This is a genomic window from Peptococcaceae bacterium (assembly GCA_024655825.1).
Classification (GTDB): domain Bacteria; phylum Bacillota; class Peptococcia; order DRI-13; family PHAD01; genus JANLFJ01.
In genome coordinates, this window is the sequence record JANLFJ010000066.1 from 1 (window position 1) to 10,098 (window position 10,098).

At 53.3% G+C, this 10,098-nt stretch carries 10 protein-coding genes; 9 read left to right on the forward strand and 1 reads right to left on the reverse strand.

Translation table 11 applies throughout. The annotated features are described in order from the left end of the window. Positions 1-198 precede the first annotated feature (198 nt). The 9 genes from NUV48_15025 to NUV48_15065 all read left to right on the forward strand — a co-directional run bounded on the left by NUV48_15025 (position 199) and on the right by NUV48_15065 (position 8,793). On the forward strand, positions 199-2,160 hold the full coding sequence (locus NUV48_15025; protein ID MCR4443445.1) for a sigma 54-interacting transcriptional regulator: 1,962 nt from the start codon (positions 199-201) through the stop codon (positions 2,158-2,160). Between the two features lie 139 nt (positions 2,161-2,299). Further along, positions 2,300-3,481, forward strand: coding sequence for an NADP-dependent malic enzyme (locus NUV48_15030; protein ID MCR4443446.1), 1,182 nt, complete (start codon positions 2,300-2,302; stop codon positions 3,479-3,481). A gap of 14 nt (positions 3,482-3,495) precedes the next feature. Then, on the forward strand, positions 3,496-4,341 hold the full coding sequence (locus NUV48_15035; protein ID MCR4443447.1) for a fumarate hydratase: 846 nt from the start codon (positions 3,496-3,498) through the stop codon (positions 4,339-4,341). A gap of 14 nt (positions 4,342-4,355) precedes the next feature. Beyond that, complete coding sequence (locus tag NUV48_15040) at positions 4,356-4,913, forward strand: Fe-S-containing hydro-lyase (protein MCR4443448.1); 558 nt, start codon at positions 4,356-4,358, stop codon at positions 4,911-4,913. A gap of 239 nt (positions 4,914-5,152) precedes the next feature. Then, entirely contained in the window at positions 5,153-7,486 is a 2,334-nt protein-coding gene (locus tag NUV48_15045) for a diguanylate cyclase (protein MCR4443449.1), read from the forward strand. A gap of 128 nt (positions 7,487-7,614) precedes the next feature. Further along, positions 7,615-7,803: a hypothetical protein gene (locus NUV48_15050; GenBank protein MCR4443450.1), complete on the forward strand. Its 189-nt coding sequence runs from the start codon at positions 7,615-7,617 to the stop codon at positions 7,801-7,803. 25 nt (positions 7,804-7,828) lie between these two features. Beyond that, complete coding sequence (locus tag NUV48_15055; GenBank protein ID MCR4443451.1) at positions 7,829-8,146, forward strand: hypothetical protein; 318 nt, start codon at positions 7,829-7,831, stop codon at positions 8,144-8,146. Between the two features lie 24 nt (positions 8,147-8,170). Continuing rightward, positions 8,171-8,602, forward strand: coding sequence for a hypothetical protein (locus NUV48_15060; GenBank protein MCR4443452.1), 432 nt, complete (start codon positions 8,171-8,173; stop codon positions 8,600-8,602). Continuing rightward, on the forward strand, positions 8,599-8,793 hold the full coding sequence (locus tag NUV48_15065) for a hypothetical protein (protein ID MCR4443453.1): 195 nt from the start codon (positions 8,599-8,601) through the stop codon (positions 8,791-8,793). Before NUV48_15060 ends, NUV48_15065 begins: the two co-directional genes overlap by 4 nt. A gap of 21 nt (positions 8,794-8,814) precedes the next feature. Here the strand turns inward: NUV48_15065 and NUV48_15070 are convergent, their stop codons facing one another. After that, positions 8,815-10,008, reverse strand: a complete 1,194-nt coding sequence (locus tag NUV48_15070) for an NADH:flavin oxidoreductase (protein ID MCR4443454.1) — start codon at positions 10,006-10,008, stop codon at positions 8,815-8,817. Positions 10,009-10,098 lie beyond the last annotated feature (90 nt).

The window sequence follows — 10,098 nt, forward strand, 5'->3', positions numbered from 1 at the left end:
GTGAAAAAAACTTTAACTTTTTTCACAAATTTACTTGACAACAATTAGCTGGTCTTTGTGTTTGTTTATTGTAAATGCAACTTTTATGCCAAGAGAAAAGCGGCGCGAAAGCCTCCTGTTCCGCAATAATCCGGGCAGTTCCCGTTGGCAAAAGCATTGCTTTTTTATAAAAGCATTTCATTTTGAAATACAAATGGGGTGATTAACATTAATAACAAGTTGAAAGGCAAAATCGGGTTAATTGCTCCCAATTCCGACATTGCCGGGTTGGCCCGGAAAGCAGCCGGCGAATTCGGGAACATCTTCGATATTTACGAAGGCAACCTTGTTAACGGTGTTGAAGCGGCCAGGCAAGCGATGGAAAGGGGAAACGAAGTTTTCATCAGCCGGGGCGGGACAGCGCACTTAATAGAAAAACTCCTGAGGGTCCCGCTTGTCTCTATCGTTTTTTCCGGCGTTGACCTGCTGAAAACCGTGGAGAAGGCCAAGGATTATGACAGCCGTTTCGCCTTGATGGGCCATGATAACCTGCTCGGCGGGATCGAAGGCGACTATCGGTTTTTCGGCTGCATGCTGCGTGTGGAAAAGTTCAATGATTACCAGGAAATAGAAGAAAGCATCCAGCGGCTTTACAAAAATAGGGGGGTCCGTGTTTTTATCGGCGGGGAAGCCGTGGTGGAGTGCGCACGGCAGCTTGGCTTCACGGGAGTGCTTTTGGAATGCGGGATCGAATCGATCAGGAGGGCGGTGCTGGAGGCGGCGCGCCTGGCTGAAATGAAAATGGTCGAGTCGGAAAGGTACCTCCAGTTTAAAGCGATAACCGAGCACAGCAGCGAAGGCATAATAACGGTGGACGATAATGAAACGGTGAAGTACCTCAACCCCGTCGCCAGGAAAATGTTCTCCCGCAACCTGAGATCGAAAGGGGAAATAGAGGGTAAATCCTTAAAAGACATTCTGCCGGAGATGGGCGAGATTGCCAGCGCCGGAAAGCAGGTCCTGCAGGTTTACAAAGACATCGGGGATATAAAGGTGATGGCCAATTATATCCCCTTGAGCCTCGGCCAAGCTTCGCTCGGGGGCCTCCTTTCCTTTCAGGACGTGACCAGGATTGAGGAACTGGAAAAAAGAATAAGGCAGGAACAGCATGCCAAAGGGCTGTTTGCCAAATACAGGTTTGAGGATATAATCACCGACAACAAAATGATGCTCAAAACCATAACTTATGCCCGGAGGGTGGCCAGAACGGAAAGCTCTGTGCTGATTACCGGGGAATCCGGGACGGGCAAGGAACTGATGGCCCAGAGCATTCATAATGCCAGCCCGCGCAAAAACGGGCCGTTTGTCGCCATAAACTGCGCCGCCCTGCCGGAAAGCATCCTGGAAAGCGAGCTGTTCGGCTACGTGGAAGGGGCCTTTACCGGCGCGAGAAAAAGCGGCAAGCCGGGACTCTTTGAACTGGCTCACAAGGGCACCATTTTTCTCGATGAAATCGGCGACATACCGTTGAGCGTGCAGAGCAGGCTCTTGAGAGTGATCCAGGAAAAAGAAGTTGTGAGGATAGGAAACGACCGGGTAATACCGATTGATATCAGGATTATCTCCGCCACCAACAAAGACCTGGGACGCCTGGTTGAAGAAGGGAAATTCCGGGAAGACCTGTACTACAGGCTGGACATAATCAGGATCAAGCTGCCGCCGCTGAGGGAAAGGAGCGAAGACATTGTTTCCCTGAGCAAGCGCTTTGTTGAATACTACTGCGCAAAAAACGACCTGAAGCCCAAAAGGATCACCAGAAAAGCGCTGAACATGCTGAAGTGTTATTCGTGGCCGGGCAATATCCGCGAACTGCAGAATTTCATCGAAAGCCTGGTCATAATCGCTTATGACGACGAGGTTATTGATGAGTCCGTCGTGGAACAGCTCATTAAAGATAAAATCGATTACCGCTGTCTTTTGGAAATGAAATACAGGCCCAACGGCAGCACGGCCAGGAAAGAAAACGGGGACGGGGTCCTCAGAAAGATAGAGTACCAGAGCATTCAGGAAGTGCTCAGGCAAGTCAGGGGGAACAAGAATAAAGCCGCGGAAATCCTGGGGATCAGCACTACCACTCTTTGGCGGAGATTGAAAACAATGAGCGGGGAAAGTCAAAAATAGCGACGGGTTTCAAATTTCAAAATGAAATACTGTTTGCCGGTGTTCTTCCGGAAACGGCGGTTCTTTCACCTGATAGCCGTCCGGCACGATACTTGCATGTAATTTTCAGCGAAACAACAAGCGCAAAGGAGGAACCCTCATGGCTGATTACAATCAAATGGCTTTGCAGCTCCACGAAAAACACCGCGGGAAGGTTGAGGTGATAAGCAAGGTCCAGCTCAAGACCAAGGACGACCTCAGCACGGCCTATACTCCCGGTGTGGCTGAACCCTGCCGCAGGATTAATGAAAACCCGGAAGACATATACAGGTATACCTGTAAAGGCAATATGGTGGCGGTGGTTTCGGACGGGACGGCCGTTCTCGGGCTGGGAGACATCGGGGCCGCGGCCTCGCTTCCCGTCATGGAAGGCAAATGCGTGCTGTTCAAAGCATTCGGCGGTGTCGACGCGTTCCCCATCTGCATCGACACAAAGGATGAGGAAGAAATAATCAGGACCGTCAAACTGATCGCCCCGGTTTTCGGCGGCATCAACCTGGAAGACATCAACGCTCCCCGCTGCTTCATGATCGAAGAACGTTTAAAAAAAGAACTGGACATACCCGTTTTTCACGATGACCAGCATGGTACCGCCATCTGCACGCTGGCCAGCCTGATCAACAGCGCCAAGCTCGTTAAGAAGGACCTTGCTGCCTGCCGCGTGGTCATAAGCGGGGCCGGAGCGGCGGGAACAGCCGTCTGCAAGATCCTCTTATCATATGGGGTTAAAAACATTACCGTCTGCAACAGGAGCGGGGTCATAAACAAGAACGACCCGAAAACCATGCGCAACTGGGCCCATGAAGAACTGGCCAAGATCACGAACCCGGACAACACAAAAGGAACTCTGGCCGATGCCCTGAAAGGCGCCGATATCTTCGTGGGCGTGTCGATGCCCGGTCTTGTCACCAGGGAAATGGTGGCTTCAATGAACAAGGACGCCATTGTCTTCGCCATGGCCAACCCGGTTCCCGAAATATACCCCGACGAGGCTAAAGCAGGCGGGGCGCGCGTAGTGGGCACGGGCCGGTCGGATTTCCCCAACCAGGTTAACAACGTCCTGGCTTTCCCGGGGGTCTTCAAAGGGGCTCTGGCGGTCCGTGCGCGGGAAATTAATGAACAAATGAAACTGGCCGCCGCCGTCGCCCTGGCCGGCATGATACCTGACAAAGAGCTGAGCGAGACCAATGTTTTGCCTTATGCCCTGGACCCCAGGGTCGCCGAGACAGTAGGGGAAGCGGTGGCCAAGGCGGCCAGGGAAACCGGCGTGGCCCGGCTGTAATGGGGGGAGTAATCGTGAAAGACATCCACGTGGATCAAATAGTAGACGCAGTTGAAAGCATCTGCATCAAAGCCGCCTGCGACCTGGACAGGGACGTCGAGGAATACATTAAAAAATGGCAGTGGAAAGAGGAATCGGAGTTCGGCAAATACATTTTTGAGCAGATATTGGAAAACATTGCTTATGCCCGCCGGGAAAACATCGCCATGTGCCAGGATACCGGAGCGGCGGTTATCTTTCTGGAGATCGGGCAGGAAGTGCACATTGTCGGCGGGAGCCTGAGAGAGGCAATTGATGAAGGGGTGAGGAGAGGGTACAAAAACGGCTACCTGCGCAATTCAATGGTCGACGACCCCGTTTTCCGCCGCAAGAACACGGGAGACAATACCCCTGCCGTGGTCCACACCGAAATCGTTGCCGGCGACAAACTGAAAATCATGGTCCTTCCCAAGGGGGGGGGCAGCGAGAACATGGGCGCTCTCAAGATGCTGCGGCCTTCCGACGGCATCCAGGGCATTAAGGATTTTGTGCTGAAAACGGTTGTAGAAGCAGGTGGCAACCCGTGCCCGCCGGTGATCGTGGGCGTGGGAATCGGGGGAACGATGGAAATGACGACCCTGCTGGCCAAAAAAGCGCTGGCCCGCAAAATCGGCCAGCCCCACCGCGACCCGGAGTACGCCAGGCTGGAAAAGGAACTGCTCGAGGAAATAAACCGCACCGGCATCGGGCCCCAGGGCATCGGCGGGAGAGTGACGGCCCTGGCCGTCCATATTGAACACTACCCGACACACATCACCTCTTTGCCGGTGGCCGTAAACCTGAACTGCCACGCCTCGCGCCACGCCGAGGCCGTTCTATGAGGGGGGTGGAGAAAATGGCAAGCATAAAGAAAATCAGGACTCCTCTTACCACGGAGGTTGTCGAACAATTGAAAGCCGGTGACCGGGTGGCCATTTCAGGCGTCATCTACACGGCGCGCGACGCGGCGCACAAAAGGCTTGTCCAGGCTTTCCAGGAAGGCAAAGAACTGCCTGTGGACATAAACGGACAGGTAATATACTATGTGGGACCCTGCCCTCCCAAACCCGGCAAGGCCCTCGGTTCATGCGGCCCCACCACCAGCTTCCGCATGGACGCTTATGCCCCGACTGTGCTGGATCTCGGCTTAAAAGGGATGATTGGGAAAGGCCAGCGTTCCGAGGCCGTGATTCAATCAATGATCAAAAACAGGGCAGTATATTTTGCGGCCATCGGCGGCGCGGCGGCCATCATTTCCCGCTCGGTTAAAAAGGCGGAAGTTGTGGCTTACGAGGACCTGGGACCGGAAGCGATATACAGGCTGGAAGTGGAAGATTTTCCGTGCATTGTCGTCACCGACGCGCAAGGGAACGACCTGTACAAAACCGGGGTTGAAAAATACCGCGTAAAATAATGACAAAAGGCATTTAACAATATTTTTGGGGCTTAATCAAAGCCGTTTTTTTTTTTTGCGCAAGCAGGCGCTAAATAGTATAATATTGACATTAGATTTATATTAAGTCCAAAGAATTAGAACGAAAGTCCTATAAAACCCGTACTGGTTGGTTGCATTTAATCCCGTAAAAGTATGCTATTTGCTTCCGCGCGGGAGGTTTTGCGTTTTACTTTGATAAAAAAGGGCGAGGGGAAAAGATGGAAGAAAAGCTTTTCCAAGAAATTTTGAGGCAATCACCATTTGGTTACGCTTGCCACGAACTGGTCATGGGGAGCGATGGACAATCGGAAGACTACATATTCCTGGATCTCAACCCCGCTTTTGAAAAAATGACGGGATTAAAAAGCGAAGCCATCCTCGGGAAAAAGGTGACCGAAATAAGAGAAGGGCCTTTTGACTGGGCAGCCTTCTACGGCCGGGTGGCCGTTAACGGCGAAAGGCAGGAATTCAGCCAGTATGCGGAACCTCTGAAGCGCTGGTACAGGGTAACCGCATTTTCTCCCCAAAAGGGTCGTTTTGTTACCTTGTTTCAGGAAATCACCCCGGAGCCCCGGCAGGCAAAAACTCTCAAGGCCCAGAAGGAAAAAATCGAGGAACTGTCCGAAGAGCTGAAAATGATCTTCAGCTGCACGCAGGATGCCATGTTTCTGGTCGGGGTGAAAGACGGGGAATTCCGGTATGTAAGAAACAATGCCGCCCACCGGAAAATGACGGGTTTTACCCTGACGGACTTGAAAGGCAAAACCCCGGTTGAGCTCGCCGGCGAGGAAATAGGCGCGGCCGTGAGCGCAAATTATCTAAGATGCGTGGAAGCAAAAAAACCTTTGACCTATGAAGAGACGCTTGCTCTTCCTGCCGGCAAGAGAACATGGCTGACCACCCTGACGCCGGTGTTCAGGAAGGGAAAGGTAAAGTACCTGGTCGGTTCCAGCAAGGATATCAGCCGGCAAAAAAAGACCGAAGAAGAACTGGAAAAGAGACTGAAATATGAAAAAATAATCAGCGGCGTTTCCCAGCTGGTTCTACAGACAAAAAATTTGGAAGAGTTTTTAAACGAATCGCTGCGGAATATGGGCGAGGGCATAGGGGTGAGCCGGGCGTATCTTTTTGAAAGAAACCGGGACAAAGGGACCATGAACAACACCTTCGAGTGGACGGCCCCCGGGATTACGCCGCAGAAAGAAAACCTGCAGGACATCCCCGAGTCTGAATTCGCCTGGTGGGTGAACAGGCTTAAAAACAGGGAAGTGATAAACTACCGGGACATTGAAGAAATCCCGGACGAAAATACAAAGGAAATCTTAAGACCCCAGGAGATAAAGTCGCTGCTGGTTCTGCCGGTCCTTGTCGAAGGCGAGTACTACGGTTTTATCGGTTTTGACGACTGCCTGGACAACCGGGAATGGTCGGGAGACGACATCAACTGCCTGCAGCTTGCCTCCAGAATCATTTCCGAGTTCATCCTGCGCAAGAGGTTCGAGGACGAGATTCTCTATTTGAGCTACCATGACCATCTGACGGGACTTTACAACCGCCGGTTTATGGAAGAGGAAATAAGACGGCTGGATACGCCGCGCCAGGTGCCGATATCGGTCATCATGGGCGATGTCAACGGGCTGAAGCTGGCCAATGACGTTTTCGGCCACCGGGCGGGAGACCTGCTTTTGAAGAGAGCGGCGGGGATAATAAGGGAAAGTTGCCGCCGGGAAGACATAGTGGCCCGCTGGGGAGGGGACGAGTTTGTCGTATTGCTTCCTCGCACCGGAGTGCAGGCGACCGAAGGGATCGTTGGGAGGATAAAAAACAAGTGCGAGTTGGAGGGCGAAGGGCCTATTCAGCTGAGCATCGCCCTGGGTTACGCTACCAAAACCAAGGCTAAAGAGGACCTCTGGCAGGTGCTGAAGGAAGCCGAAGAATGGATGTACCGCCACAAACTGCTGCAGGGAAAAAGCTACCGGAATGCCGTGACCTCGGCCCTGAAAGCCGCCCTTTTTGAAAAAAGCATGGAAACGGAAGAGCATGCGGAAAGAATCAAGGAAATGAGCCTCAAAATAGCGAAGGCAATGCAGATTACGGCTAAACAGAGGGACGAGTTGGAACTGCTGGCGGTGCTCCACGACATCGGAAAGGTGGCCATCAAGGAAAGCATCCTGCTCAAACCCGCTCCTTTGACGGAGAAAGAGTGGGAGGAAATAAAAAAGCACCCGGAGATCGGCTACCGTATCGCCCAGAGCACACCGGAACTGGCTCCCATTGCTGAATACATTCTCTACCACCATGAGCGATGGGACGGCAGGGGCTACCCGCGGGGAATCAAAGGCGAGGAGATTCCTCTTTTATCCCGTATCCTGGCAGTCGTCGACGCTTATGACGCCATGACCAGCGACAGGATATACCGGAAAGCATTGAGCAGGGAGAAAGCAATAACTGAAATAAAAAGGAATGCGGGGACGCAGTTTGATCCAGACATAGTAACCGCGTTCATCGAAAGCTGCTGCAGTGAAAAAAACATTGATGCGGGCCAAAAATAACCTGGATGACATGTCGGCAATCGCCGGCTGTTTTTAAAGATTTATACTATTTTCGTGCGCTGCAGTTAGCAATTATAAAAATGATAGTGCTTATGTTTTACGCTTTTTATGGTCATCTGGCAGGAACTATGGACTCAAATATCTTGCCACCATGCCGACAGGTTTTCTATTACCGCCTGGCGGTCCCGTTCCTTCTGGGGTATTTTGCTGGCGAAATCCTCAAGATAACAGTAAAAGGCGTTGGTCATGTTCTGCTGCTTGAAGGCGAACAAGGTGCGGGGCTGGTCCATCTTGGCAACGACAACTATTTCGTTTAGTATAGTCTTCCAGGAGGGGGAGGCTGTGGGTAAACCAAGAGCGCGCTTCCGGCTGGAACTCAGGACCGGATTTTTCAAAACGGAGACTTACACGGTCGAGCTAACGGAAGACGCGCTGGTCTTTACCCGCGATACTGTCGGCGCCGGCCGGGACGAGTTCGCCGTCCCCTGCGGCGAGGTCAGGTCGATAGCCGTTTCCGGGGGATCGCCTGCCGAGCTGGAGATAAGAACGGCCGAAGAGATGTACATCGGCACTTGGCAAGAGAACGCCAGCCGGGAAGAGCTGGAAACGGTGATTGACACGCTCAAAGAAGTTTTTGGGAAAAGGTTTATATGTGTTTAAACATTTGGCAGGCATGGCCGGTTAATGCTAAATATAAAGAATATTAAGATAAAGTCAAATAAACTAAAAGAAAGGGTGGCGGAACAGTTTTGCCCGCACATACCGCAGCCCGTGCAGCCCATGAAGCCTGTGGCTTCCCCGTTCCCGAAGAAAAAAGAGGCTGCCGGGGTGCAACCGCAAAAGGAGGAGACCTTGCTTTCCTGGCTGGCAGGGTCGTTGAAGCAGGGGATCAAGGCTTTGCCTAAAATGGCCGGGCAGCTGTTGTCCATCCAGCTGGGGGTCGTCCTGGCGGTGAACTTGCTTTTGTGGCCTCTCGACACCTGGAAGCTACCCGGGCCGCTCGCTTCCCTTGCCGCGGCGGTCATTTTTTTAACGGCGACCTATAACAACGTGATACCTAAAAGATTTACTGGGTCATTGTGTTCACCTTTGGGAAAAGGCTGTTTTTCAAAGTGAAAAGCGAGGGCCTGGCCCGGGCGATAAGTCCCATAAAACAGGTCGTGCTGTACATCGACACGGACAGGGACATGGTCGACATAGAAACGATGTCGGGGAGCGAGCTGTTGAATATACTCATAAATTCGCTCCAGGAACCACCGGCCAAGCAGGAGGCAAGCGGGGGCGGTTCATTTGCGCCCCGCATTTAGCAGGACGTGCGGTTCCTGCTGCTAGGCGCCTGGCATGCTTTTCCTGCGGCAGCGCGTCGGCCGGTTGAGCGCAATCTCGGCCAGGCACAGGTTGCAGTTCGAGCAGGAGACTCTGTCTGTTTCCCCGGCTTTGATCCTTTTAACCAAAAACGGGTCGTTGATAAAGGGACGGCTGAGCGCGATGAAATCGGCGCAGCCGTTTTCAATTGCCGCAGACATAGCGGCGACGCTGCGCATGCCGCCGACGACAATCACGGGGACATCTCCGGCCGCTTCCTTGATCATCCTGGCGGCCTCCAGGTTATAGCCTTCGACGAAACTGAACCGGGCAGCCGTTTTTTTCAGCAAATACTTGAGCAAAAACCTTTTCCACGGGCCGAGGCCCTTGGCGAGTTCTTCGGCCGGGGCGGCCCCGCGGCAAGTGCTGAGGGGAGAATAAAGCGTTGACCCGCAGCTGACCTCAATCCCGTCTATTCCCAGTTCGGCCAGCCGGCGCGCATACTTCGCCGCAAGAGCAGGGGTTATGCCCTCCCGGGGCGTGTAGTCGCACGCGTTCAATTTGACCAGCAGCGGGAACCCGCGCGGGACGATCTCTTTTACGCCGGCGGCTATTTCGCCGAGCAGGCGGAAGCGGTTTTCGTCGCAGCCGCCCCAGGCATCTTGGCGGCGGTTGAAGTATGGGGACAGGAACTGGTTGATTAGGTAGCCGTGGGCCGCGTGCAGCTGGATGCCGTCGGCTCCCGCTTCCACGGCCCGGCGGGCTGCTTGGCGGAAAGCGTTGATCGTTTCGCCGATCTCTGTTTCCGTCATCGCTTCAGGTTTTACCCGGTAGACGGGGTCCCTTCCCACGCTCGACGGTCCCAGGGGCGTCTGGCCGATGACTTCCCTGGTTGTCTGCCTGCCGGCATGCGAGAGCTGGAAAAAGATTTTGTTCCCCTCCCTGTGGACCGTATCCGCCAGCCTGCTCAGGCCGGGGATCATCAGGTCGCTGTGTATGCCGGCCTGCGCCGTGGTACACCTGCCCAGGGGATGGACATAAAGATGGCCGGGGATGACCAGTCCCGTTTCGCCCCTGGCAATGGTCTCGTACCGCTTGAGCAGCGCAGGGGTCGTTTCGCCCGACTCTTGGGCCAGCCCTTCGTAAGTGGCGGAATGGACAAAACGGTTGTTGATCGTTACGGTTCCCAGTTTTTTAGGTGTGAAGAGGACCGACATGGCGTACCTCCCGGCGCGCATTAATGTTATTATATAACAGGAGTTATGCAGTTGATGGAAAATAACACCAAAGCATAATCAAAAAATATT

Coding starts and splice junctions, on each gene's coding strand:
- NUV48_15040 (MCR4443448.1), top strand. CDS start 4,356: ATGGCAAGCATAAAGAAAATCAGGACTCCTCTTACCACGGAGGTTGTC.
- NUV48_15030 (MCR4443446.1), top strand. CDS start 2,300: ATGGCTGATTACAATCAAATGGCTTTGCAGCTCCACGAAAAACACCGC.
- NUV48_15045 (MCR4443449.1), top strand. CDS start 5,153: ATGGAAGAAAAGCTTTTCCAAGAAATTTTGAGGCAATCACCATTTGGT.
- NUV48_15060 (MCR4443452.1), top strand. CDS start 8,171: ATGCTAAATATAAAGAATATTAAGATAAAGTCAAATAAACTAAAAGAA.
- NUV48_15050 (MCR4443450.1), top strand. CDS start 7,615: ATGGACTCAAATATCTTGCCACCATGCCGACAGGTTTTCTATTACCGC.
- NUV48_15070 (MCR4443454.1), bottom strand. CDS start 10,008: ATGTCGGTCCTCTTCACACCTAAAAAACTGGGAACCGTAACGATCAAC.